The 24,119-nt window shown below is 67.9% G+C and carries 19 protein-coding genes; 3 read left to right on the forward strand and 16 right to left on the reverse strand.

All coding sequences use genetic code 11. The features are described from left to right. Positions 1-55: 55 nt before the first annotated feature. The 14 genes from QTH91_RS19235 to QTH91_RS19300 all read right to left on the reverse strand — a co-directional run bounded on the left by QTH91_RS19235 (position 56) and on the right by QTH91_RS19300 (position 17,754). Positions 56-1,750 (reverse strand): ShlB/FhaC/HecB family hemolysin secretion/activation protein, encoded by a 1,695-nt coding sequence (locus QTH91_RS19235; RefSeq protein WP_390369059.1) that lies wholly within the window; start codon positions 1,748-1,750, stop codon positions 56-58. 229 nt (positions 1,751-1,979) lie between these two features. Beyond that, complete coding sequence (locus QTH91_RS19240) at positions 1,980-2,576, reverse strand: DUF502 domain-containing protein (protein WP_286661751.1); 597 nt, start codon at positions 2,574-2,576, stop codon at positions 1,980-1,982. 18 nt (positions 2,577-2,594) lie between these two features. After that, entirely contained in the window at positions 2,595-3,806 is a 1,212-nt protein-coding gene (locus QTH91_RS19245; protein ID WP_286661752.1) for a fumarylacetoacetate hydrolase family protein, read from the reverse strand. A gap of 119 nt (positions 3,807-3,925) precedes the next feature. Further along, the gene (locus QTH91_RS19250) at positions 3,926-7,750 is read right to left on the reverse strand and encodes a molybdopterin cofactor-binding domain-containing protein (protein ID WP_286661753.1); all 3,825 of its coding nucleotides are present in this window, start codon (positions 7,748-7,750) and stop codon (positions 3,926-3,928) included. Next, on the reverse strand, positions 7,747-8,238 hold the full coding sequence (locus QTH91_RS19255) for a (2Fe-2S)-binding protein (RefSeq protein ID WP_286661754.1): 492 nt from the start codon (positions 8,236-8,238) through the stop codon (positions 7,747-7,749). Before QTH91_RS19255 ends, QTH91_RS19250 begins: the two co-directional genes overlap by 4 nt. 16 nt (positions 8,239-8,254) lie before the next feature. Beyond that, positions 8,255-8,983 (reverse strand): bifunctional nicotinamidase/pyrazinamidase, encoded by a 729-nt coding sequence (gene pncA / locus QTH91_RS19260; RefSeq protein ID WP_286661755.1) that lies wholly within the window; start codon positions 8,981-8,983, stop codon positions 8,255-8,257. A gap of 40 nt (positions 8,984-9,023) precedes the next feature. Beyond that, the gene (locus QTH91_RS19265) at positions 9,024-9,755 is read right to left on the reverse strand and encodes an ABC transporter ATP-binding protein (protein WP_390369061.1); all 732 of its coding nucleotides are present in this window, start codon (positions 9,753-9,755) and stop codon (positions 9,024-9,026) included. 8 nt (positions 9,756-9,763) lie between these two features. Continuing rightward, entirely contained in the window at positions 9,764-10,528 is a 765-nt protein-coding gene (locus QTH91_RS19270) for an ABC transporter ATP-binding protein (RefSeq protein ID WP_286661757.1), read from the reverse strand. Then, complete coding sequence (locus tag QTH91_RS19275) at positions 10,525-12,480, reverse strand: ABC transporter permease (protein ID WP_286661758.1); 1,956 nt, start codon at positions 12,478-12,480, stop codon at positions 10,525-10,527. Before QTH91_RS19275 ends, QTH91_RS19270 begins: the two co-directional genes overlap by 4 nt. 40 nt (positions 12,481-12,520) lie before the next feature. Beyond that, positions 12,521-13,723 (reverse strand): ABC transporter substrate-binding protein, encoded by a 1,203-nt coding sequence (locus tag QTH91_RS19280; RefSeq protein WP_286661953.1) that lies wholly within the window; start codon positions 13,721-13,723, stop codon positions 12,521-12,523. 78 nt (positions 13,724-13,801) lie between these two features. Further along, positions 13,802-14,386, reverse strand: coding sequence for an amino acid synthesis family protein (locus QTH91_RS19285; RefSeq protein WP_286661759.1), 585 nt, complete (start codon positions 14,384-14,386; stop codon positions 13,802-13,804). 26 nt (positions 14,387-14,412) lie between these two features. Continuing rightward, positions 14,413-15,054: an amino acid synthesis family protein gene (locus QTH91_RS19290; protein WP_286661760.1), complete on the reverse strand. Its 642-nt coding sequence runs from the start codon at positions 15,052-15,054 to the stop codon at positions 14,413-14,415. 21 nt (positions 15,055-15,075) lie between these two features. Continuing rightward, positions 15,076-16,095, reverse strand: coding sequence for a UPF0280 family protein (locus QTH91_RS19295; RefSeq protein ID WP_286661761.1), 1,020 nt, complete (start codon positions 16,093-16,095; stop codon positions 15,076-15,078). A 21-nt stretch (positions 16,096-16,116) separates the two neighbouring features. After that, positions 16,117-17,754 (reverse strand): 6-hydroxynicotinate reductase, encoded by a 1,638-nt coding sequence (locus QTH91_RS19300; RefSeq protein ID WP_286661762.1) that lies wholly within the window; start codon positions 17,752-17,754, stop codon positions 16,117-16,119. 332 nt (positions 17,755-18,086) lie between these two features. Between QTH91_RS19300 and QTH91_RS19305 the strand changes: the two genes are divergently transcribed. The 3 genes from QTH91_RS19305 to QTH91_RS19315 are packed head-to-tail and all read left to right on the forward strand — an operon-like array spanning position 18,087 to position 20,843. Next, a complete protein-coding gene (locus QTH91_RS19305; RefSeq protein ID WP_286661763.1) occupies positions 18,087-18,860 on the forward strand; it encodes a ferredoxin--NADP reductase in 774 nt (257 codons plus the stop codon). A 55-nt stretch (positions 18,861-18,915) separates the two neighbouring features. Further along, complete coding sequence (locus QTH91_RS19310) at positions 18,916-19,638, forward strand: TetR/AcrR family transcriptional regulator (RefSeq protein WP_286661764.1); 723 nt, start codon at positions 18,916-18,918, stop codon at positions 19,636-19,638. A 2-nt stretch (positions 19,639-19,640) separates the two neighbouring features. After that, entirely contained in the window at positions 19,641-20,843 is a 1,203-nt protein-coding gene (locus QTH91_RS19315; RefSeq protein WP_286661765.1) for an amidohydrolase family protein, read from the forward strand. 7 nt (positions 20,844-20,850) lie between these two features. Here the strand turns inward: QTH91_RS19315 and QTH91_RS19320 are convergent, their stop codons facing one another. Further along, the gene (locus QTH91_RS19320) at positions 20,851-21,435 is read right to left on the reverse strand and encodes a serine O-acetyltransferase (protein ID WP_286661766.1); all 585 of its coding nucleotides are present in this window, start codon (positions 21,433-21,435) and stop codon (positions 20,851-20,853) included. A gap of 19 nt (positions 21,436-21,454) precedes the next feature. Continuing rightward, positions 21,455-24,112, reverse strand: a complete 2,658-nt coding sequence (locus QTH91_RS19325) for a glycosyl hydrolase 2 galactose-binding domain-containing protein (RefSeq protein WP_286661767.1) — start codon at positions 24,110-24,112, stop codon at positions 21,455-21,457. Between the last annotated feature and the right edge of the window lie 7 nt (positions 24,113-24,119).

Raw genomic sequence — 24,119 nt, forward strand, 5'->3', positions numbered from 1 at the left:
GTCACTGGCATACCCCAGATGCATCGCGGCGCCGCTGCTGTTGTTGGCAGCTTCCTCAGAAGCTGTAGTTGAGGCTGAACCCGGCCGTCACGTTCGCCGTGCGGTAGCCCTCGGGCTTCTTGATCGGCGTTCCGACGAACACGTCGTAACTCAGCGACTTGAAGCTGCCGCGCAGGCCGAGTACGGCGCCGGCGAGCGAATCACCGAGCAGGTACTTGACCGACTGGCCGCCCACGTGGCCGTAGTCCACGCCCACGTAGGCTTCGGCGCCGATGCGCTCGATGGCCCAGCCCAGGTCGTTGCGAATCAGCCAGCCGCGCTCGCCCATCAGGCTGGTTTCGCCGTCGAAGCCGCGAACCGTGTAGCGCCCGCCGATGGCGAAGCGGTCTTGCGGGGTCAAGGGCGTGTCGTTCCATTGCGCACGCCACAGGCCGCCGTAGCGCAAGCGTTGCCCGGCCATCTCGAAAGGCACGCCCAGGCTCACGTCGGCCGTGCCCAAGCGCATGTGCGAAGTGCCTTCGCCCCACATCTGCTCTGGCGCCTCCAACGATCCGAAGGCGCCGGTGCCCTGGCGCCAGGCCACGTTGGCATCGAGCGTTGCCGAGCCGATGAAATGGCGGTGGTTCAGCCCCAGTTCCCAGCCACCGACGACGCGCCGTTGCGTTTCGATTTCGGTGTCGTCGATGTAATTGCTCGATGTGCGCTGGAAGGCGCGCACCGACAAGGTCGACTTGCTGTTGCTGTTGCGATGGACAAGCCGCGACAGGCGCACTTCAGCATTGCTCGTTTCGCCGCCATACACATAGTCCTGCGAATAGCCGGCCACGGTCTGGTGGTAGTTGCTGTTCGAAGCGGTGGCGCCCAGCAGCCAATCGCCATACGGGATGGAGTAGTGGAAGGTCTGCGCGTCGGTGCCTTGGCCGCTGTGGTTGAACAGGTCGTGGCTGAGGTTGACGTACGCCAGGTCGTTCAGCCCAAGCGGGCCGTCCCATGCGAGCGTCACGCCGCCCTGCGTCTTGCCCGTGGCCTTGGTGCCGCTGTCGTCCAGGCTCAGCGATACGCGCAGGGGCAGTCCGAGCGGCTGGACTCGCTTGTACTGAACGACGAGGTCGCTGTCGCCCGGCCCGGCACCGGCGGCGGTCGAGGGCTGGATCTGGATGTCTGCGTCTGCAGTGGGCAGGCGCTTGAAGTTCTCCAGGCCCTGCTCGATGTCGCGCAGGTTGAGCAGATCGCCGGCCTGCGCCGCAATGGCTGTGCGCAAGCTGGTCCGCTCGCCTTCTGCCACCGAGTCCGCGAAGCGGATGGCGGCAATGCGCCCGGGAACAAGGGTCAGCGCCAGCGTGCCCTGGCTCAAGTCTTGCGGCGCAGCCAGTACGCGGCTGGTGACCCACCCCTTGCCGATCAGCGCCTGCTGCAGGCGCGCGATGACGGTGTTGACGCCCTCGGTGCCCAGGCAGCGACCCAACGGGTTGTCGTCGCCACCCTCGCCGGCCGCGGCCGAGAGGAGCCACTGGAAGCGCTCGGCTTCCTCGCCGCGCAGTTCGATCCGGTCGATGGCAAAGCACGGAGATTCCTGGTCCGGCAAGCGCGGTGCAGGTGCGACGCCCATGCCTGGCAGACGCGCGTCGACCGCCTTTTCCTGCTCCGCTCGCAGCGCCTTCTCGCGCTCGCGCTGACGTATCTCCTCGACATGCGGATGCGGCGTGCTGGCATTCGCCTGCGCCCATGCCCCCGTCGACGAGAGCGCCATCATGGCAATTGCAATCGCGTGCCGCTTGCGCAGCCGTTGTTTGGCAACGAACTTGCCGCGCGGACATTGCGTCCACGCACCTTCACTGTGTGACACCTCGACTCCCTGACCCGTTTTCTTGTGTGGGCGGGAATTCTCGGGCGCCCCAAGGGCGCCAATGTCAACTAGGAGTTAACCAGTCGGGTACTGAAAACGTTTGATTAAAGTTTGCGCAGAACTGCGCGGCGCCTCAGCCGCGTGCCGCGCGCTGCTGCTCCAGCATCTGCGCGATGTTGCGCACGCCGGTGCCCCATTTCGCCTGTGACGTGAACGCCTGCCTGAAAGGCACGTCGACGAAATGAACACGCGCTGCCGGCATCAGCAGCACCGTCCCGGAGAACGGCGTGGGCGACGACGGCATGAAGACGGTGAACTGCCCGTCGGCATGCTCCTCCACCACGAAGCCCATGGCGGTGTTGTCGTCGAACTCGATGAAGGCCACGCGGAACTCGGCCGATTCGTCGCCGAAGCTTCGCCCCAGCAGACTGCGCAGGAAGGTGTAGCCGGGAATGCGGTCGAGCAGACCCTTGTCCAACCATCTGCCCAGCGGGCGGCCGGGCCAGGTCTGCACTGCCAGCCCCACCAGGAAGCAGGCCGCGATGACGATCAGCAATGCGACGATGGCATGGTGCTCCGCCTCGATGGGCATGAGATTCACCAGTGGCTTGACGACTTCGATCAAACCTTTCACACCCTTGGCGATCAGCAGTATGGCCAGGTAGGCTGGCAGCAGCACCAGCAGGCCGCCGACGAGGGTGTTGACGAAGAACTTCCAGAGCACCTTCATGACAGCCTTTCAGGTTGATCAGTTCGACGATGAAGACGATGCGGCCAACAGGCCGCGCGCAGCCAGGTTGCGCATCAGGGCCGTGATGCCGAACTCCCAGCGCGCAGCCTGGTGCGAATGCACCACGCGATTGACCAGCGCACCCAGTTCAGGGGCAGAGATGGTCACCTGGTCGCCCACCGCATGCGTGAAGCCCTGCCCCGGCCCGAAGCGGTCCTGCACCGGCGCGAACATGGTGCCCAGGAACAGCATCAGTCCGTCGGGATAGTCGTGATGCGCGCCAATGGCGTGGCCGACGATGTCCAGCGGATCGCGGCTGATCTTCTGCAGCGAACTGGAGCCTTCGAGCCGGAAGCCCTCGGGCCCCAGCACTTCCAGCCCGACGGTGATCCTGCGCACCGACGCGATGTCGAAGTGCTCGTCGAACAGGCGGATGAAAGGCCCGATGGCGCACGAGGCGTTGTTGTCCTTCGCCTTGCCCAGCAGGAGTGCGCTGCGGCCTTCGAAATCGCGCAGGTTCACGTCGTTGCCCAAGGCAGCACCCAGCGTCTGCCCGCGGCTGTTGACGGCCAGCACGACCTCGGGCTCGGGGTTGTTCCATTCCGACTTGGCATGGATGCCGATGTCCGCCCCGGTGCCCACGGAAGAAAGGACGGGCACCTTGGTGAAGATCTCGGCATCGGGGCCGATGCCCACCTCCAGGTATTGCGACCAGGCGCCCTGGGCCAGCAGCACTTCCTTGACCTTCTGCGCCTGGGCCGAGCCGGGCACGATGCCGGCCAGGTTGTCGCCGAGCACGCCACTGAGCGCGGCGCGCACCGACTCGGCCTTGGAGGCATCGCCGCGTGCCTGCTCCTCGATCACGCGTTCAAGCAGGCTTTCGACAAAGGTGACGCCGCTGGCCTTCACCACTTGCAGGTCGCACGGTGCCAGCAGCCAGGGCTTGGCGGTGTCTCGCGTGGTTTCGTCGCTGTTGGCCAGCGCAGCGGCCAGATCGGCCACGCGAGACGCCTTGCCCGAATTCAATGCCGCTTGCACGGCGGGCGCGGCGGCGTCGCCCATCTCGAACAGTTCGCTGCTGGTTGGCGCGATGCGCGACAGGTCATGCAGCCCGTCTCCGAGCACGCCCACGAGCGTGGGGCCGACGCCCGGTTGCCAGATGCGCCCCACCAGCGTGGCACGGGCTGCGTCTTGCGGAAGGCTGCGTTCGGGCGAAAGGATGGCGTTCAAGCGTTGGCTCCTGTGATGGTTCGATGCGCGCGCTCGACTGGCGCGGTGGCGTGACTGCGCGATCCTACGATGCGATGGGCGTTCCGGCCAATCGACCGTGGTCACGCGATTGAAGTGGCTCAGCGCCCGGCGGCGGACGGCGTGCTCGCGCGCAATTGGGCGGCCGCCTCATGCGTGGCCGCCGCCCTCGCCTCTCGGACGCTGCGCGCCAGATCGGGCCAAGGCGCCTCCTGCGGCGCAAATCGCGCCCGCATCCAGGACGCCAGCTCGACGATCTGTGCGTCGTCCAGGACCTCGGCAAACGATGGCATGAAGCCGATGTCGCGCGTTGCCGGCTCGCGCACGCCTTCGAGCAGCGTGCGCAGCAGGTTGTCCGGACGGGCGCTGGTCAGGTTGCTGTTCAAGGCCAGCGGCACGTTTGCGCCGATCAAGGTGGGCCCGTCGCCATCGTGATGGCAGGCCGCGCAGGCGCCGTCGAAGAGCCTTTGCGCAACGCCGGGGGTCGGCTGCATCTGGCTTGCCCTGCGCACCGCTTGCTGCGCCAGTTGCCGCGCCTGCGCCTCGGACGTGTCGCCCTGGAAGGAGGCCAGATAGGTGGCCATGGCCCGAACGTCCTCGTCGGGCACTGCCGCCAGTTCACGCACTACCTGGGCCATGGGGCCGCCGGCTGCGCCGTGTTCGGCGCTGTAGCCATGGCGAAGGTAGCGATAAAGCGCATCGGCCGTCCAGGGCACGGCCGATTTCGACGCGAGCGCAGTCAGGGGCGGCGCTTCCCAACCATCGACCAGGGCGCCGGCGAAGTGCGACTGGCCCGTTTGCTCGGCGCCCATGGCGTTGCGTGGCGTGTGGCAGGCGCCGCAATGGCCCAGCCCTTCGACCAGATAGGCGCCGCGGTTCCACTGCGCGCTGCGATCGGGTTGGGGCGCATAGGGCGCCGGGTCGTGGAACAGCGCGTTCCACACGCCCATCAGCGGCCGCATGCCGAAGGGGAACTGGAGTTCGGCCGGCGGCGTCTCGCTGCGCACCGGCGGCAGCGACATGAAGTACGCATACAGCGCCGTCAGGTCGTCGTCGCTGGTCTTGGCGAAGTCGGTGTAGGGGAACACCGGGTACAGGTGGTGCCCGTCGCGCGAGATGCCTTCGCGCATGGCGCGCTGGAAGGCGCTGAACGACCAGTGTCCCAGGCCCGTCTGCGCATCGGGCGTGAGGTTGGTGCTGTAGATGGTCCCGAACGGCGTCTGCATGGGCCGGCCGCCGGCGTTGACGGCGCCGCCCGGCGCGGTGTGGCAGACGGCGCAGTCGCCCAGCGCCGCCAGCACCCGGCCGCGCTCGATGGTCGCATCGCTGAACACTGGCGTGGTGATGGTCACCGGCGCGATCGATGGCCGCCAGCCCAGCAGGCCGGCGATGGCGCCAAGGCCGCCGACGATCAAGGCCCCGGCCGTCGCCCACCAGGCGCGTCGACGTGGCCAGGGCGCATTGGCCGGCGCGCTGCTTCGTGCATGTTCGCCGGCCCGATCAGGCGGGGTGGCCGCTGCGCCCGCATTCGCGCCATGGGCGCCGGCACTGCCGCCGCCCGCCGGCGGCGCGGCCAAGGGATGGAGCGCCGCACGCACCACTTCCGGCGTGAAGGGCGGCGCCCGGAAGCGGATGCCCGTGGCATCGAAGATCGCGTTGGCGATGGCCGCCGTGCCAGGCACCGAAGCAGATTCGCCGGCACCCAGCGGCGCCTCGCCCGGGCGAGGCACCTGCAGCACCTCGATCACCGGCACTTCGCGGAAGTTCAGGATCGGGTAGCTGCCCCATTCGCGGCTGGCCACCACGCCGGCCGGCAGCTGGCCGGGAATCGGCGCCAGTTCTCCGGCGGATGCGCTGGTGCCCGCCGCAGGCGGCGTCGGCTCCGGCGCGAACCGCACCTGCTCCTTCAAGGCGCGGCTGGTGGCCTGGATGACATTGCCGTGCACCTGGTGCTCGACGCCCGCCGGATTGACCACCAGGCCCGCATCGTGGCCGACGACGACGCGCCGCACATGCACTTCGCCGGTCTTGCGGTTGACCTCCACGTCGGCCACCCAGGCCGACCAGGCCGCACCGAAGCCAGGCCATTTGCTGTGCACGTAGCGGGCGTAGGCAAAGCCCTGTCCGAACAGAATGTCGCCGCCCGGCCCCAGGCCGCCGTCCGAGTTTTCCTGCGGGCCGATGCGCGGGCGCCACCCGGCTTTGTCGGCCGTGGCGCGCACCAGGTCGACGGCACGCGGGTCGTGCAGGTGCCGCAGTCGAAAAGCGACTGGGTCGACACCCGCGGCGGTCGCGAGTTCGTCCACATAGCTTTCGTGTGCGAAGGCGTTGGGCAGCGCCGACACGCCGCGCAGCCACGAGGCGCGCACGATCGGCGCCATGTCGTTGACCTTGACGCGCAGGTTGCCGAACTCGTAGGGCGGGCGCGCCGTGCGATCGCCCATCTCGAAGGCCTGGGCCTTGGCCTCGACGCGACCGGTCAGCAGCAGTGCCAGCGTCGGCGCGCCGTTGGAGGGGTACGAGGTCTCGAAGTCGTACGCGGCCACGCCGCCCTGCGCATCGAGTCCGCCGCGCACCTGCATCAGTTGCGCCGCGCCCTTGGGCTCCCAGGCATGTTCCTGCTCGCGCGTGAGCTGCACCCGCACGGGCGCGCCCACCGCGCGTGCCAGCAGCGCTGCGTCGGCGGCCGCGTCGTCGGCGCCGTTGCGGCCATAGCAGCCGGCGGCCTCCATGCGCACCACGTCCACCGCCAGTTCGTCGAGCTCGGCGAGTTGGGCCAGGTCGCGCCGAAGCACATGGGGGTTCTGCGTGCCGGCCCACACGCGCAGACGGGTCGCGCCCGCTTCGTCCTGCGCACACCAATGCGCCACCGCGCATGAAGGGCCGATGGAGGCATGCATCTGGAACGGCCACAGATAGGTGCGCGGCATCGGCCGCGCTGCCGCCTGCAGTGCGCCGTCGACATCGCCTTCGTCCACAAGCAGGCGCTGCGTGGCGGGGTTGGCGCGCAGCGCGCCTTCCACATCGGCGAGCGAGGGCATGCCCGGCCACGGTTTCCAGCGCACCACCAGCTCGCGCATGGCTTGCTCGGCCAGTTCTTCGCGCTCGGCCACCACGCCGACGAAGTCGCCTTGCACCACCACCGCGCGCACGCCGGGAATGTGGGCGATGGAAGATTCGTCGACCGACTCGAGCGTCCGCCCGATGAAGTCGCCATGGTCGGCGCCCGCATAAGGCGGACGCACCACGCGCCCATGCAACATGCCCGGCAGCCGCATGTCGTGCACGAACACCAGTTCGCCGGCGAGCTTGGCCGGAATGTCGACGCGCGCCTGCGAAGTGCCGACGATGCGGTAGTCCTGCGGCGCCTTGAGCGCGACATCGCCCGACAGCATGCAGTGCTGCCGCCGGCCGGCCACGAGTTGCGCATAGGCGATGGCGTGTTCGCCGCCTTCGAGTTCGACGCGGCCGTCGCGGGTGCGCAGCATCGACGGCGGCGCACCCAACATCTCCGAGGCCCGCTCGATCAGCCAGGCGCGCGCCTGCGCCGCCGCCTGCCGCAACGGCGCGGCGTGGATCTGGATGGAGGCGCTGGCGATGGTGGCGCCCTGGTTGGGCGCGCGCGCCGTGTCGCCCAGCACCATGTGCACCCGGTCGAAGGGCGCATCCAGTTCCTCGGCCACGATCTGCGCCAGTGACGTGCGCAGGCCGGTGCCCAGGTCCACGTGGCCGTTGAGCGCGCTGATGCTGCCGTCGTCCCAGACAGCCAGCAGGATCTCGGGGCCTTCGGCCGGGTTGGGAGCGACGGCGGCGGGCTGGCCCGGCGCGGGCGGTGGTGGCGGGGGCGTGTCGCGCGCCACCACCAGCACGCCGTCTGCGGCGAGGAAGTCGGCACGCGTGCGCGGCTGGCCTGCGCGGCCCGTCACGCTGGCGCGGCTCCTGTCGCCTCCGTCGCGGCCTGGGCGGCGGTCTGCACCGCGCGCAGGATCTCGACGTGCGTGCCACAGCGGCACAGGTTGCCCGACAGTTCGGCGCGGATGCGCTCGGGCGACGGGCTCGGCTCGCGAGCCAGCAGTGCGGCGGCCTGCATCACCATGCCGTTCAGGCAGTAGCCGCACTGCGCGGCCTGCTCCTTCTCGAAGGCCTGCTGCACCGGGTGCCAGCGCCCACGGCCGCCGAGTCCTTCGAGGGTGGTGATCTCGCGCCCGGCCACGCCATGCGCGGCGATCACGCAGGCTCGGGCCGCCACGCCGTCCACATGCACCGTGCAGGCGCCGCACTGGCCAAGGCCGCAACCGTATTTGGGCCCGTTGAGCGACAGGTCGTTGCGCAGCACGTGCAACAGGCTGGCCTCCCGAGGCACGTCGTCGAGTTCGACGCGGCGTGCGTTGACGGAGAGCAACAGCCGGGGCATGCCTTTTGAGTGCGCGTCAGGCAATGTCCGAAGACTGGATGCGCTTGACGCCCTTGGCCTGCATCTGCTTCCAGGCGGCGGCGAGCGAGCCGTTGAGGTCGATGGCGCGGGTGGCGTCCTCGATCACGTAGGTGGCAAAGCCCGCCTTGCGCGCGTCCAGCGCCGTCCATGCCACGCAGAAATCGGTGGCCAGGCCCGTCACGAAGACGGTCTTGATGCCGCGCGCCTTCAGGTAGCCCGCCAGGCCGGTGGGCGTCTTCTGGTCAGCTTCGACAAAGGCCGAATAGCTGTCGACATCCTTGTGATAGCCCTTGCGGATGATGAGCTGCGCGGTGGGCAGCTTCAGGTCCTTGTTGAGCGCGGCATCGTCGGTGCCTTGCACGCAGTGGTCAGGCCACAGCACCTGCTGGCCGTAGCCGAGCTTGACGCTGTCGAAGGGCTTCTTGCCCGAATGCGTGCTGGCGAAGGAAGCATGGCCGGCGGTGTGCCAGTCCTGCGTGACGATGATGTTCTCGAACGAGCCGGCCAGCTTGTTGATCACCGGCACGACCTCGGCGCCGCCCTTGACCGGCAGCGTGCCGCCGTCGATGAAGCAGTTCTGCACGTCCACCACGATCAGCGCGGCATTGGTGCCGGGCTTGACCTTCTTGTCCGCCGCGAACGCGGGTACAGCCACGGTGCCCATCAGTGCCAGCGCTCCCGACAGCAGTTGTCGACGCTTAAGAACTCCATGCGATTCGGACATAGCAAGCTCCTGTGATGAAAAAAAGCCGTGGGATGTTCGTTCATACGCTCAGATAGGTGCGGCGCACTTCGTCGTTGGCCGCCAGTTCGGCCATCGTCGCCTCATAGCGGATCTGGCCTTTTTCCAGCACATAGGCGCGGTCCGACACCAGCTCGGCGAAATGCATGTTCTGCTCCGACAGCAGGATGCTCACGCCCTGCGCCTTGAGCGCATTGATCATGTGGGCCATCTGCTCGACGATGACCGGGGCCACGCCCTCGGATGGCTCGTCCAGCAGGACCAGGTAGGGGTTGCCCATCAGCGTGCGCGCCACGGTCAGCATCTGCTGCTCGCCGCCGCTCATGCGCCCGCCCGGGCGGTTGGGCATCTCGCCAAGGTTCGGGAACAGCTGGTACAGGCGCTCGGGCGTCCAGTGCGGCGCGCTGCTTCCGTCGCTCCAGCTGCGCGCGGCCTGCCGGCCTACCTCGAGGTTCTCGGTGACGGTGAGGTCGGTGAACACCCGCCGGTCTTCGGGCACGAAGCCCAGGCCCAGCCGGGCGGCTACATGCGGTTCGCTCTTGCTGATGTCGTGACCCATGAAGCGCACCGATCCGCGGCGCTTGGCCAGCATGCCGATGATGGCCTTCAGCGTGGTCGACTTGCCCGCACCGTTGCGGCCCATGAGGGCCACCACTTCGCCGCGGCGCACCTCCAGGTCGACGTCGTAGAGGATCTGCGCCGCGCCGTACCAGGCGCACAGGGACTGGGTCGACAGCAGGGCTTGGTCGGTCATGCTCATGCTCAGGCCGCCTTTTTCTCGAAGGTCGTTCCGGTGCCGAAGTAGACCTCCTGCACCTTGGGATGGTCGCGAATTTCCAGTGGCTTGCCCTCGGCGATGAGCCGCCCGCGCGCCAGCACGATCATGCGGTCGGCATAGGCGAAGACCACGTCCATGCTGTGCTCGGTAAAGAGCACCGCCATGCCGCGCTCGACCACCAGTTGCTTGGTCAGCGCCATGAGCGAGTTGCGCTCCTTGGGCGCCATGCCGGCAGTGGGCTCGTCCATGAGCAGCAGCTTGGGCGAGTTGGCCATGGCGATGGCCAGTTCCACACGCTTGACGTCGCCATAGGCGAGCACGCTGCATGGCCGGTCGGCCTGCGCCTTCATGCCCACCTGGTCGAGCAGCGCCAGCGCCTCGTCGCGCTTGTGGTCGGCGGCGCGGCGCCACATCGAGAAGAGCCGGTGGTCGTCGGACAGCAGCGCCATCTGCACGTTCTCGACCACGGTGAGCGACGAGAACGTCTCGGCGATCTGGAAGGTGCGGCCCACGCCCAGGCGCCAGATCTCGCGCGGCTTCTTTCCAACGAGCTCCGTGCCCGACAGGCGGATCGAGCCCTGGTCGGCACGAAGCTGGCCGTTGACCATGTTGAAGGTGGTCGACTTGCCGGCGCCGTTCGGTCCGATGAGCGCCAGCAGTTCGCCGGGCGCCAGGTCGAAGGTGATGCCGTCGACGGCCTTGACGCCGCCGAAGGACTTGCCGAGGTCGCGTACTTGCAAGAGGCTCATCGTGCCACCTCCCCGGCGGCGGCGCTCGCGCGCATGGGTTGTTCGGCAGCCTTGTCGGCCGCCACGTCGTCCTTGCGGCCCCGCAAGCGATCCGCAATCAGCTTGACCGACCCCGCGATGCCCTGCGGGAACAGCAGCACCAGCAGCAAGATGATGCCGCCCAGCATGGCCCGCCAGTAGTCGGTGTTGCGGGCCACCGTATCGTGCAGCCAGCTGAAGGTGAAGGCACCGACCACCGGCCCCGCCAGGGTCTGGATGCCGCCAAGCAGCACCATCACCAGGCCGTCGACCGACTTGCCGACCGCCAGCGTCTCGGGCGAGATGCTGCCCTTGGAATAAGCGAACAGCGCCCCGGCCAGGCCGGCTGCCACGCCGGCGACCACGAAGGCCGCCCACTGCATGCGCTTGACGTCGATGCCGATGGCGTCGGCGCGCAGCACCGAGTCGCGCCCCGCACGCAGTGCATAGCCGAAGGGCGAGAACAGGATGCGGCGCAGCGCCCAGACGCCCAGGCCGACCAGCACCAGCGTGAGCCAGTAGTAGTTGCGTTTGTCCGCCAGCCAGTCGGACGGCCAAACGCCGGTCAGGCCGTTGCTGCCGCCGGTGAAGTCGTCCCACTGGTACACCACGGCCCAGGTGATCTGCGCGAAGGCCAGCGTCAGCATGGCCAGGTAGACACCCGACAGGCGCACCGCGAACCAGCCGTACACCAGCGCGCCCAGGCCCGCTGCCACCGGAGCCAGCACCAGCGTGAGCTCCATCGGCAAGCCCGCCGAGCGCGCCAGCAGCGCCGCTGCATAGGCGCCCAGGCCGAAGTACGCGGCATGGCCGAACGAATGCATGCCGGCCGGCCCCATGATGAAGTGCAGGCTCGCGGCGAACAGCGCCGCGATCAGAAGGTCGATGAGCAGCACCGTGGTGTAGGGCGAACTGGCCGTCAGGATCGGCATGGCCGCCAGCAACAGCGCCAGCATGCCCACCGACGCGATGTAGCTCCTGCCTGCCGGACGCAGCGGCTCTTCCTGCATGCCGACGTAGCGGCTGGGCGCCTGTGCGCGGCCCATCAGGCCCCACGGACGCCAGACCAGCACGGCCGCCATGACGATGAAATCGACCACCAGCGTGGCCTTGGAAAACGAGATCGACATGCCCGCGATCTCGACCACGCCCAGCCAGATGCAGATGGCCTTGATCTCGGCGATGAGCAGCGCGGCGACATAGGCGCCCGGCAGCGAACCCATGCCGCCCACCACCACCACCACGAAGGCGGCGCCGATGGTGTTGAGGTCCATCTCCAGGTGCGCCGGCTCGCGCGGCAATTGCAATGCACCGCCCAGCCCTGCCAGCAGCGCGCCGAGCGCGAACACGGCGGTGAACAGCCAGGCCTGGTTCACGCCCAGGGCACTGACCATCTCGCGATCCTGCGTGGCGGCACGCACCAGGGTGCCGAAGCGGGTGCGGGTCAGCAGCAGCCAGACCAGGCCCAGCACCAGCGGGCCGACCACGATCAGGAACAGGTCATACGCGGGGAACTGCCGCCCGAGGATCTCGACCGAACCGCGCAGGCCTGGCGCGCGCGGTCCGAGCAGTTCGTCCGGCCCCCAGAGCCACAGAACGGCATCCTTGATCACCAGCACCAGCGCGAAGGTCGCCAGCAGCTGGAAGAGTTCGGGCGCCTTGTAGATGCGGCGCAGCAGCAGCATCTCGATCGCCGCGCCCAGCACGCCGACGGCTAGGGCTGCGAGCGGCAGCGCCACCCAGAAGCCCATGCCGCCGATGCGCTCGGCCAGCGTGTAGGCCACGTAGGTGCCCACCATGAAGAAGGAGCCATGCGCAAAGTTGACGATCCGGGTGACGCCGAAAATCAGCGACAACCCGGCCGCCACCAAGAACAGCGACGACGCGGAAGCCAGCCCATTGAGGAGCTGGACGATGAGGCCGGAAAAACTCATGGCTTGCTAGGACTCCCTGGAGGCTGGCTGGCGTTGTGCGTCAGTCCGCTGCGCGGGACTTCTTGACGTCCTCGGCGCTGGGCTGGAAGCGCGCGTCCGCGCCGTCGAGGTAGGTGTAGTCCACCATCACGCCCTTGCCGCCATCGTTCTTGGTGCGGCCGACGAAGGCGCCCATCGTCGACTGGTGGTCTTCGGCGCGGTAGCTGATCTTGCCGAAGGGCGAGTCGACCTGCAGCCCCTTGAAGGCGGCGACAAGCTTGTCCGACTCGGTGCTGTTGGCCTTGGCGATGCCGGCCGCGGCCGACATGATCATGGTGTAGCCCACCACCGAGCCCAGACGCGGGTAGTCCTTGAACTTGCCTTCGTAGGCCTTCAGGAAGGCCTGGTGCGCGGGCGTGTCGATGCCGTAGTAGGGATAGCCGGTCACGATCCAGCCATTGGGCGCTTCGTCCTTGAGCGGGTCGAGGTACTCGGGCTCGCCGGTCAGCACGCTGACCACGGCGCGATCCTTGAACAGGCCGCGCGTATTGCCCTCGCGCACGAACTTCGACAGGTCGGCGCCGAACAGCACGTTGAAGATGGCATCAGGCTTGGCGTCGGCCAGGGCCTGCGTGACGCTGCCGGCATCGACCTTGCCCAGCGGCGTGGCCTGCTCGGCGACGAACTCCACGTCAGGCTGCGCCGCCTTCATCAGCGTCTTGAACGCCGCCACGGCGGATTGGCCGTATTCGTAGTTGGGATAGACCACCGCCCAGCGCTTCTTCTTGAGCTTGACCGCCTCGGGCACCAGCATTGCGGCCTGCATGTAGGTGCCGGGACGCAGGCGGAAGGTGTATTGGTTGCCGCCCTGCCAGGTCATCTTGTCGGTGAGCGGCTCGCCTGCGAGATAGAACACCTTCTTCTGCTTGGCGAAGTCGGCCAGCGCGAGGCCGGTGTTCGACAGGAAAGCGCCGGTCAGCAGGTCGACCTGTTCGCGCGACACCAGTTCTTCGGCGACGCGCACGGCGTCGCCCGGATTGGCGTTGTCGTCGCGGATCACCAGTTCGATCTTCTTGCCGAGCACACCACCCTTGGCATTGATCTGCTCGACCGCCAGCTCCATGCCCTTCTTGTAGGGCTCCAGGAAGGCCGGCTGCGCCTTGTAGCTGTTGACTTCACCGATCTTGATCACGCCCTGTGCGTGCGCAACGGCCACGGCAGCGGCAAAGGAAGCGAACGCGACGGCTCGCAAGGCAAAGCGCATGGTCTTCATCGAAGGACTCCTGGTTGCAGATGAATGAATGAAATCGCTGAATGTACGGGTGTGCGGTGGCGCGGCTCGCTAGCGCAGGCCGTCTTCGCCCTTGATCTCGCCGACCTGAAGGCCACCGATGCGTGGCAAGGGCCGGCCGCTGTCGGTCACGGCCACGGCCACGACGATCTCGCCCGCGCGCGGCGCATCGGAAACGCGTGCCTCGACCGCATCGAAATGGCTGCGTACGAAGGCCGCGTCCTTGTGGCCCAGCGGCACGTCGATCGCGGTGCCCAGGGTGCCGCGCTTCTTGGCCGATGGCACCAGTGCCGCGCCTTTTTCCACCGCCACGCGCAGCGGTGCGCCCAGCTTCGGATGCAGGATGGCCGCGGCGTGTTCGAGTTCGCCGGCTTCTCCGACGATGGCGGCCTTGCCATAGCTGTGCGCCGCGCCGGGCTCGATGCCCAGCGCCTTCACGGCCTTCTGGCCGAGCAACGCGCCCAGTTCTTCGCCGATGGCGATCAGCTCGTCGAGCGATTCGCTGTAGCGGCCGGCATAGGGATTGGCGATGACGGCGATGGCCACCGCGCGGCGCGTCGGCGGCTCGATGTCCTTGCCCATTTCCTTGCGGGTTTCGTCCACCTGGACCACGATCTTTCGGATGTCTGCTGGCATTTGGATTGGCTCCTTGTTCTGCGGGCTCAGCGCAGCCCGTCCCATTTGGAAATGTCTTCGGCGCGCAGGCCGCCCACGCGATCGTGGACGCGGTAGCCAGTGCTCATGGCCAGGATGAACACGATCTCGTCGGCCGCGGGTGCGCCTGGCACGCGCACCTCGAAGGCGTCGAACTGGCCGCGCACGTAGCTGGCGTTGATGTTGGTCAGCGGCACGTCGAGCGCGGCGCCGGGCGGGCCCACCTTCTTGGTGGAAGGCACGATGGCCAGCGCATTGGCCGGCTGCCCCGTTTTCTCTTCCGCCTTGCCCTGCCGGTAGGCGTTGCGATCGCCCTGCCAACCCAGCAGTTCGCGCATGGCGTAGCCGCCCGGCACGTGCCACAGCGCGCCGTGCTCCAGCTCGCCGGCGGCACCGACGATGGCGCCCTTGCCGTAGGTGGCGATGCGTTCTACCGGCACGTCCATCGCGGCGAGCAGGCGCCGGGCCATGTCGACGCCAACGGGCTCGAGCAGCTTCATCATCGGCAGGATGTCGGGCTCGTAGCGGCCCGCGAAGGGATTGGTCAACACCGCGCCGATCGCTCCCCGGATGAGGGGCTGCGGCGGCGGTGGGCCGAATTCGTGGTGAATGTGTTCAACCTGGGTGAACACGCGTCGGATGTCGATCATGAGTAGAGGGCCTTGCTTTCGTTAAGCAAATACTGAACCAAGATGAAGTGAACGCCGAATGTTTTGTTCGTGGACCGCTTCGCACCGTTGGGCTGCATTGTGTTCGGAAGATCCGCCGCTTGGTAATGCGGCAGACCCGGGTTGCGCCAGCATGGACGGGCCGTCGCCGGCCTCGGCGATGCGCCACTGCCCCTGGCAGGCGAGCACAGCCGAATGGATCACGCCGGCCTGCTGCAACCTGATCGCGCACTGCATGCCCGCTTCCAGGGCACGACGCACCTGTTCGGGTGCCAGCGGTGCCACGTCCACCGTGACGGGCAGATCGCCGAGGTCGCTGTCGTCCTTGCACTGCGATGCAGGCAGGCGGCGGATGGCGGCATCGTTCACATCGACGGCGTTGGCGATCAGGGTGGCGGCCGCATCGGCCTGCGAAGCCGATGCGGCGAGCACGGTCACGCTGTCGGCGATGCCCAGCGAGAAGCTGCGTCCGCGCCACCCGCTGGTTGCCACGCCGCGCACCGGCATGGCGGCGTGGATCTCGAAGCTGCCGTCCACCGCCAGCGGTCCGGCATCGCGCAGGTCGAAACGCGACAGGTCTGCAAACACACCCACGCGCGCCGACCGCCCGGGCGCCAGATGCAACGCGATGTCGCCGCCGTTGTTGATCCAGGCACGCTCGATGCCCGGCATGTCGTAGCTCGCGATGAGTTCCTGCGCGACCGAACCCGCCACCGCCGCCATCGGCGTGATGAAGGCATGGCCCAGCGGCGCGCTGGCCGCTTCGCACGCGAGCCACATGCGACGCGCGATGGGGCCGCGGAAGGCCTGTTCGGTTTTCGTTTCGGCGACCGGGCGCCGCAGCAGGCGCAACTCGCCCACCAGTTCGTCGAGGATGGTTTCGAAGCGCAGCCAGGTTGCTTCGTGGGCGCGGGCCAGGGCCCGCGGATCGCCCTCGGCCTGAGCCACGATGTCGATCGGCCCATGCTGGAAGTGCCAGCGGCCCAGTGGGTCGCCGTCGAGCGGAGTGCGTCGCGCAGACATGCGGCGGGCGGTCGATGCGTCCTAGCCCAGCATGGGTGCGTGGCCCAAGGGCCAGGGATTGGACGGATCGATGACCGCCCAACGGCGCGCTTGCGGGGCGCCGTCGTTGTGCCAGGCGCCGCGCGCCAGGGCCTGATCCAGCGACATCACATGCTCGGCATGACCGCCGAGCGCCACATAGTCGGACAGCCGCATGCTGAACTCGATGGGCGCGACGATGGCCGGCGTCGGCACGGTGCCGAAGCTCTGGTCGGGCATGCGCATCACGTCCACCATGACGGTGATGCCGCCGCCCGGCCACACATAGGCCGGCGCACCACCGCAGGTGACGTTCACAACCGCCTGCTTGATCGAGCGCGTGAGCAGCACCGGGTTTTCGGTGACGCCGGCCCGCAGGCTGCCGCCCGCTCCGCCGAGGAACAGCACGGTGCACATCGAGGGCTCGCAGTTCTCGCCGATGCGCTCGACCACGCGGCGCACCTCGGCCGGCATGGGTTGCTCCACAGGGCGTAGCTCATCGTCGAGCACGAACCATTGCGCATGTTCGCCAGTGGTCGATGTCATCAGCATGCGAAGGCCGGGCCGCGCCACGCCCTCTTCCCAGCCTTCGATGATGGACAGCGGGTCGGCAATGTCGGTACCACCCCAGCCATTGCCCGGATTGGCCACCTGGAAGTAGCGGCCCGGCGTGGACTTGCGCCCGCGCATCTGGATGCCCGAAGGCGTCATGCCCAGGCAGCGGCCGGCCTGGTGTTCGGTGAGCACGCCGGTAATGTGATCGTCCACGACCACCACCTCGTCGCAATGCTCGGCCAACTGCCTGGCGAAGATGCCCACCGCCGCCGAGCCGCAGCCCACGCGCATGCGCTGCTCTTCGACGCCGTTCACGATGGGCGGCTTGCCGGCCTGGATGACCAGCGCCGCGCCGCCGTCGATGGTGCATTCCACCGCCTGCTTGTTGCCCAGGAGCTGCATGAGCTCGGCCGTCATGCGGCCTTCTTTCTTGCTGCCGCCGGTGAGGTGGTGGACGCCGCCGAGCGAGAGCATCTGCGAGCCGTACTCGGCCGTGGTGACGTGGCCGACCACCTCGCCCTTGTAGCGCACGTTCGCCTGCTCGGCGCCCAGGAAGCGGTCGGTATCGATCTTCACCTTGAAGCTGCAGTAGCTGAAGATGCCTTCGGTGACCACGGTGACCATGTCCACGCCCTGCGCCTTGGACGCCACGATGAAGGGGGCTGGCTTGTAGTCGGGGTAGGTGGTGGAGGAGCCGACGCCGGTGACGAAGACCTGGTCGGCCAGCAAGAGGTCGCCGCTCCAGTCGGGATCGATGGCGGCGGGCACGGCCTGCTCGCCCTGCGCCTGCGCGGCGTCGTCCGCCGCCGGCTGCACGAAGGGCACCAGGGCGGGCGCGGGGTTGTCGAGTTCGCGGCGCAGCAGCACCACCGGATCGACCCGCACCAGGGCGCCGCCCTGGTTGGCGTAGCGATCGCAGGCGCCGGTGCGGCCTTCGGAGATCTGGCAGAGCACCGGGCAGGCGTTGCACTCGATCTTCTGTACGCTCATGCGCTCGTTGCGCGGCACCGAGCGCAGTTCTGCATTGGCCTGCAGCGTGGGCAGGTCGATCCCGGGCAATCCGTCGGTCTTCGTGTGTTCGGTCATCGGGGCGTTCTCGCTGGCTTGTTGCTTGCGGACTTGCGCGGAAAAGATCGTGTGTGTAGCATCCACCGAACTTTCATGTGGCAAACACTACATTGAATGCAATGTAGCAAACACGTCGAGGGCATGCAATGGTGATTTTCCGGGCGGCGCGCAAAGCCGCGACAATCGAGGGTCAGGAGCCAGCCGGCGCCCCCGCTCCCGCGGTGGGCGCCCCCGCTCCCGCGGTGCGCGCCCCGCAAGCCGCCTCCCCGGTTTTCGCCTTGGCGCTGCCAGCGCCCGGCGTCCACCGACCCCGACACCACTGATCGATATTCAACCAGCGAGCATCCGCCATGAGTGCCTTCAACGAAGAACGCGTTCTCTCGGTCCACCACTGGACCGACCGCCTGTTCACCTTCACCACCACGCGCGACCCGAGCCTGCGCTTCTCCAACGGCCACTTCACCATGATCGGCCTGAAGGTGAACAACAAGCCGCTGCTGCGCGCCTACAGCATCGTGAGCCCCAACTACGAGGAACACCTCGAGTTCCTCAGCATCAAGGTGGAAGAAGGCCCGCTCACCTCGCGGCTGCAGCACATCCAGGTGGGCGACACGATCATCGTGGGCCGCAAGCCGACCGGCACGCTGCTGATCGACTACCTGCTGCCCGGCAAGCGCCTGTACCTGTTCGGCACCGGCACCGGCCTGGCGCCCTTCATGAGCATCATCCGCGACCCGGAAACCTACGAGAAGTTCGAGCATGTGATCCTCGCGCACGGCGTGCGCCAGGTGGACGAGCTGGCCTACCACGACATGGTGGTCGACCATCTGCCCAAGCACGAGATCCTGGGCGAAATGATCTCGCAGCAGCTTTTGTACTACCCGACCGTCACGCGCGAGGAATTCCGCAACCAGGGCCGCATCACCGAGCTGATCGAGAACGACAAGCTCACCTCCGACCTGGGCCTTCCGCCCCTCGACCCCAAGGAAGACCGCGTCATGCTCTGCGGCAGCCCGGGCCTGCTGGTGGACTTCAAGGAGATCCTGGAAGGCCGCGGTTTCAAGGAAGGCAACACCAGCACGCCTGGCGACTACGTGGTCGAGCGCGCCTTCGCCGAGAAGTGATGCGCTGAAGCGCACGCCGGCACCTTCAACCGCCCACAGCAACGCCAGACCGCCCATGCCCACCGCCAAGCCTGCTCGCAAGAAGGGTGCCCCCACCCGGCGCACCGGAGTGCGCGAGGCCGCGGCGCAGGCCACGCGCGACGCCATCCTGCGCGCGGCCACCAAGGTGTTCGCAAGGTACGGCTACGACGGCGGCAGCGTGGAGAAGATCTCCAAGGCCGCCAACTCGTACGACCGGATGATCTACTACTACTTCGGCAGCAAGGAAGGGCTGTTCATCGCCGTGCTGGAGGACACCTACCGGCGCATGGACGAAGCCGAGGCTGCGATCGACCTGGACTTTGCCAAGCCGGTCGAGGCCCTCACGGCCTTCATCCGCTTCGTGTTGAACTACTACCGTCGCAACCCGGAGTTCGTGACGCTGCTCAACACCGAGAACCTGCACAAGGGCAAGCACATCGCCAAGTCGATGCGGGCGCGGGAGTATTCGTCGCAGGCGTTGGGCCTTCTCGGGCAGGTGATGGCCGCAGGCGCCGAGCAAGGCCTGTTCCGCCGCGACGTGGCCGCGCGCGATCTGTACCTGCTGATCGCCAGCACCGGCTACTTCTACATGTCCAACCGCTACACGCTCAGCGCATTCATGGGCGAGTCGCTGGACAACCCGGATGCCATCGCGCACTGGGAAGACTTCGTCATCGAATCGGTGCTGCGCACGGTGGACGCCGGCAACGCCGAAGACATTCCACCACCCCCCAGCAACGCTCAGATCGAGGCATAGCCATGGCAGAACCCGCAGCAGGCAACACACCATCCGGAAAAGTCGTCATCCGCAACATCGGCCTGCTGCTGTCGGGTGACATCGACCAGCCCATCCTGGACGCCGACACCATCGTGGTGAACGACGGCAAGATCGTCGCCTTCGGCAAGGAGAAGGATTGCGATACCGAGGGCGCCAAGACCGTCATCGACGCGCGCCGGACCTGCGTGGCCCCGGGCCTGATCGACAGCCACGTGCATCCGGTGTTCGGCGACTGGACGCCACGCCAGGGCCAACTGGGCTGGATCGACTCCACCATGAACGGCGGCGTCACCACCATGATCTCGGCCGGCGAGGTTCACCTGCCTGGCCGTCCCAAGGACATCGTCGGCCTGAAGGCGCTGGCCATCACCGCACAGCGTGCGTTCGACAACTTCCGGCCGGGCGGCGTGAAGGTGCTCGCCGGCGCCCCTGTGATCGAGAAGGGCATGGTCGAGAGCGACTTCAAGGAGCTGGCCGAGGCCGGCGTCGGCCTGCTCGGCGAAGTGGGCCTGGGCTCGGTCAAGGCCGGCTACGAGGCCAAGGAGATGGTGGCCTGGGCACGCAAGTACGGCATCCAGAGCACCATCCACACGGGTGGCCCATCGATTCCCGGCTCGGGTCTGATCGACAAGGACGTGGTGCTCGAAGCCGACGCCGACGTCATCGGGCACATCAACGGAGGCCACACCTCGCTGCCGGTGGCGCATGTCTGCGAGCTGTGCGAGAAGAGCAGCCGCGCCATCGAGATCGTCCACAACGGCAACGAGAAGGTGGCCATCGAGGCGGCGCGCGCGGCGCTCGACCTGAAGTGCCCGCACCGCATCATCCTCGGCACGGACGGCCCCGCCGGCTCGGGCGTGCAGCCGCTGGGCATCCTGCGCATGGTGGCCATGCTGTCGTCCATCGCCGGCATTCCGGCCGAACTGGCCTTCTGCTTCGCCACGGGCAACACGGCGCGCATCCGCAACCTCAACTGCGGCCTGATCGAAGTGGGCCGCGCCGCCGACTTCGTCTTCATGGACCGCGCCCAGCACACCGCCGGCAAGACGCTGCTGGAAAGCGTCGAACTGGGCGACATCCCGGGCATCGGCATGGTGATGATCGACGGCATCGTCCGCTGCGGGCGCAGCCGCAACACCCCGCCGGCCACCGAAGTGCCGGTGGTGGCGGGCAGCGCGCACTGAACCTTGTTCACGGGGCGCCGGTGGCGCCTTCCGGCGACGGATCGCCACCGATGATCCGCGATTGCGGCCACATGACCAGTGCGCCTGCCGGCACGTCGCGCGTCGTCTGTGAACCGGGCCCGAACTTGGCGCCATTGCCGATGCGCACGGCACCGAAGGCACGGGCGCCGAAGGCCATCGTCACGTCGTCGCCCACCCAGGCATAGCCGGGGCCGGCGCCGATGTCGTCCTCGCCGAAGCCACCGCCAAAGCCACCCTGCCCATAGATCGTCAGCCGCGCGCCGGCCCGAGCAAAAACGGCCACGCCATGGGCGTGCGCAATCAATGCCGAAGGCCCCAGCGACGACGTGGGGGGAATCTCGGCGCCCGTCGCGTAGAGCGCAACCAGCGAGATCAATCGCGCCGATTGGCGATGGCCGCGCAGGTACAGATAGCGCGAGATGCGATGCCACAGCAGCACCTGGAAGCCGGGCAGCAGCATGTAGAAGCAGCGGTGCTGGAACGAATCGGCACGCAGGTGTTGCACCACGCGTTCCATGTCCGATCGGATGAGGGCGCGTGTTTCGGCCCAGGTGAGTCGGTCTTCAGTCATGTCTTGCAAAAGGGGCGGTTCAGATCGGCAGGATTTCATGGGTGTTGAGGGCGAGGACGCACCCGTTCCACAGCGGGCGTGCGCCCGCAGAGCGCGGCCGCAGAGTCACGACCTTTTCCTCGCCCGGCTCCATGTGGAAGTACTCGTCGTTCGGGACCCAGCCGCTGATGTCGAAGTGCACGCCCAGCGCCGCCGATTGCGTCGACAGGTGCAGTTGCATGCCGCCATCGGGCAACTCGCTGCTGCGGCACGCCAGTCCGACTGCGCCGCGTCTGGCGATCAGATGCGGGGGAAAGTGCAAGGCGTTGGCCTGTTCCCGGCCGTCGGTGCCCAGCAGCCTGGCCCGCACCAGCTCGGCAGGCACCGGGCCGAAGCGATAGGCCCAGTTCAGGTCGATGAATCCGTCGAGCATCGCCGACAGCGCGATGCGTCCGCGCCCGCGTGCCGGCATGTGCAGTGGCTGTGCACCCCGCGCGGCCGGTTGCCGGCCGTGGCGCCACGCGTGGACCTCCACGGTGGCATCGACCGGCGCTGCGCCTTCGTTCGCCCAATGCAGCTCCAAGCCGTTCAGGCCGTTGTCGATCCAGCCCAGCCAGATCGGCTGCAGCACGCGTGCCAGCGCACGGAACGCGGCCTTGGGCTCGCCCTGGTCATCCAGCAGGCCCCAGCCTGCCCCGGGCCACAGGTCGCGCAGGAACCAGACGAGGGCGCCGCCGCATCGCGAATCGCTGGCGCGCCACTGGACGAAGGCGCGGCTCATGGCTTCGGCGCTGGCCGCGCGCCCGAGCGCCAGGTAGCGCGCGGGATCGGTGGCGCGCAGGGCTTGCGCGCATTCGCCGAACAGATGCTCGACGTAGTGGTCGCGAACATCGTCGAAGTCCCAACCTGCGCCCAGATCGCGAGGCACGCGCGACTTCCATGTCACCGAGTGCGGCCCGACCGCGCCGCGCCGCGGCATGCGCGCCAGCGCATCGTCCGCAGGAATGTTGGCAAAGGCCAGGCACTCGCTGGCAAAGCGCAGCCCGCTGTGGCGCGCGTCGTCGAGCCCGCGCCGATAGGCGCCCACGCCGTAATAGGAGCAGGTTCCCTGCGCAGGCTGGTGCGGAAAGTCGCCGCCGCTGGCGCTGGACGGCCAATAGGCAGTGTCGGGCAGCGCCTGCGCGACCCAGCGTGGCACGACCTCATGAAAGAGCACCGGCCGCCAGGACTGCGCAGGCGCGCCGTACATGGCGGCCTGTTGTTCAACCTCGGAACTACCGCAGACCAGCGCGAGGCTCGGATGGGCCTGCAGCGCGTGCAGTTGCTGAGTCACCTCCGCATGCAGGTCGTGCGCGAAGTTCAGGTCTTCGCCCGGATAGTCCATGTTGGCCAACATCAGGTCTTGCCAGACCATCACGCCATGCCGATCGCAGGCTTCGAACAACGCGGCCGATTCCCAGACCATGGCGCCCACCACGCGCACCATGTTCATGCCTGCATCGCGAAGCTGACGGATGGCCGCGTCGTACGCCTGCGGCTCGGCACGCAGCCGCAGCGGGTCGAGCGGTGTCCAGCAGGCGCCGCGGCAGAACACCTGGGCGCCGTTGACCCGCACGGCAAAGCCGTCGTTGCCGCGATCGATCTCGATCTGCCGAAATCCGATGTGCGCAAGCTCGTGACGGTGCGACTCGCCTTGCCCATCGGTCCATTCGATCCAGGCCTCGTACAAGGCCGGCTCGCCGTGGGTGTGCGGCCGCCACGGCTGCACCTGGGCGACCGAGACCTTGGCCTGGAGCCGGAATGCCGGTCCTTCGCCGGCTTCGAGCGGACCCGCCTCGCTCGGCGCGACGCAAGCCACGAACGGCGCCTGCGCCTCGATGCCGCCGCGACGCAGGCGCACGGTGGCCTGCCGCGGCATACACGACATGGCAATCTCGACTTGGTAGCGACCCGCGTCGCCATCGAGCCAGACGCGCTGCCTGATCACCTCCAGACGTCGCGCATCGGCACTCACAAGGCGGATCGCCAGCCAGGGCCCCACCACGGCGACTGGCGGCGACCAGCCCGGCGTGCGCCCGAGCAAGGTCGTGCGCCACCACCGCAGTTGCTGCTGCTGCAGCATGGGCACACGCCATCTCGGACGCGGCCGGGCTTCGCGCAGGCGCGCGTTCAGCGCGTCGAAGCGGAGCAGCAGCAGATTGCCTTTGGGGCGCAGGCGGCCGGCCAAGGGCACCTCCCACCGGCGGAACATGTTGGCGCTCGAAAGCAGCGCTTCACCATTGAGCCAGATGTCGACGATGCTGGCGAGTCCGTCGAACGCCAGCGAGATGGGTGGGTCTGCCGGCGCGTCGAACTCGGCGCGGTACCAGGCCACCTCGTCGTCGAAATCCCGCGCCGGCGCATCGAGGGAGAACTGCCCAAGCTCCGCCAGCGCCGCGGCCACCGGCTGCGCGCGAGCGATGCCGATCCAACCATCGCGCGGTCCGTCCGGGCCCGTGAGCATGTGATCGGGGATCTCTCCGAACTCCGACTCCAGGGCCAGCATGACGTTGACGCTGGCATGCGAGGTCATTCCTGCCTCGCTCAAGCTGGCATCGTCGGACAGGCTCGCGATGTCTTGCGACAGCCGGCCGTGCTTGGCAAGCACGGCCCTGACCCGTGCCGCAACCGCGTCGTCATCGACGGTGGTGATGTTCATGATTCCC

The organism is Variovorax dokdonensis (assembly GCF_030316895.1).
Lineage (GTDB): Bacteria > Pseudomonadota > Gammaproteobacteria > Burkholderiales > Burkholderiaceae_C > Variovorax > Variovorax dokdonensis.

What these genes read in the sequence shown, in the direction of transcription:
- QTH91_RS19285 (WP_286661759.1), bottom strand. Translation starts at nt 14,386, where the DNA reads ATGCCAGCAGACATCCGAAAGATCGTGGTCCAGGTGGACGAAACCCGC.
- QTH91_RS19270 (WP_286661757.1), bottom strand. Translation starts at nt 10,528, where the DNA reads ATGAGCCTCTTGCAAGTACGCGACCTCGGCAAGTCCTTCGGCGGCGTC.
- QTH91_RS19255 (WP_286661754.1), bottom strand. Translation starts at nt 8,238, where the DNA reads ATGCCCCGGCTGTTGCTCTCCGTCAACGCACGCCGCGTCGAACTCGAC.
- QTH91_RS19290 (WP_286661760.1), bottom strand. Translation starts at nt 15,054, where the DNA reads ATGATCGACATCCGACGCGTGTTCACCCAGGTTGAACACATTCACCAC.
- QTH91_RS19265 (WP_390369061.1), bottom strand. Translation starts at nt 9,755, where the DNA reads ATGACCGACCAAGCCCTGCTGTCGACCCAGTCCCTGTGCGCCTGGTAC.
- QTH91_RS19310 (WP_286661764.1), top strand. Translation starts at nt 18,916, where the DNA reads ATGCCCACCGCCAAGCCTGCTCGCAAGAAGGGTGCCCCCACCCGGCGC.
- pncA (WP_286661755.1), bottom strand. Translation starts at nt 8,983, where the DNA reads ATGTCCGAATCGCATGGAGTTCTTAAGCGTCGACAACTGCTGTCGGGA.
- QTH91_RS19235 (WP_390369059.1), bottom strand. Translation starts at nt 1,750, where the DNA reads ATGGCGCTCTCGTCGACGGGGGCATGGGCGCAGGCGAATGCCAGCACG.
- QTH91_RS19320 (WP_286661766.1), bottom strand. Translation starts at nt 21,435, where the DNA reads ATGACTGAAGACCGACTCACCTGGGCCGAAACACGCGCCCTCATCCGA.
- QTH91_RS19295 (WP_286661761.1), bottom strand. Translation starts at nt 16,095, where the DNA reads ATGTCTGCGCGACGCACTCCGCTCGACGGCGACCCACTGGGCCGCTGG.
- QTH91_RS19240 (WP_286661751.1), bottom strand. Translation starts at nt 2,576, where the DNA reads ATGAAGGTGCTCTGGAAGTTCTTCGTCAACACCCTCGTCGGCGGCCTG.
- QTH91_RS19305 (WP_286661763.1), top strand. Translation starts at nt 18,087, where the DNA reads ATGAGTGCCTTCAACGAAGAACGCGTTCTCTCGGTCCACCACTGGACC.
- QTH91_RS19325 (WP_286661767.1), bottom strand. Translation starts at nt 24,112, where the DNA reads ATGAACATCACCACCGTCGATGACGACGCGGTTGCGGCACGGGTCAGG.
- QTH91_RS19280 (WP_286661953.1), bottom strand. Translation starts at nt 13,723, where the DNA reads ATGCGCTTTGCCTTGCGAGCCGTCGCGTTCGCTTCCTTTGCCGCTGCC.
- QTH91_RS19315 (WP_286661765.1), top strand. Translation starts at nt 19,641, where the DNA reads ATGGCAGAACCCGCAGCAGGCAACACACCATCCGGAAAAGTCGTCATC.
- QTH91_RS19300 (WP_286661762.1), bottom strand. Translation starts at nt 17,754, where the DNA reads ATGACCGAACACACGAAGACCGACGGATTGCCCGGGATCGACCTGCCC.
- QTH91_RS19275 (WP_286661758.1), bottom strand. Translation starts at nt 12,480, where the DNA reads ATGAGTTTTTCCGGCCTCATCGTCCAGCTCCTCAATGGGCTGGCTTCC.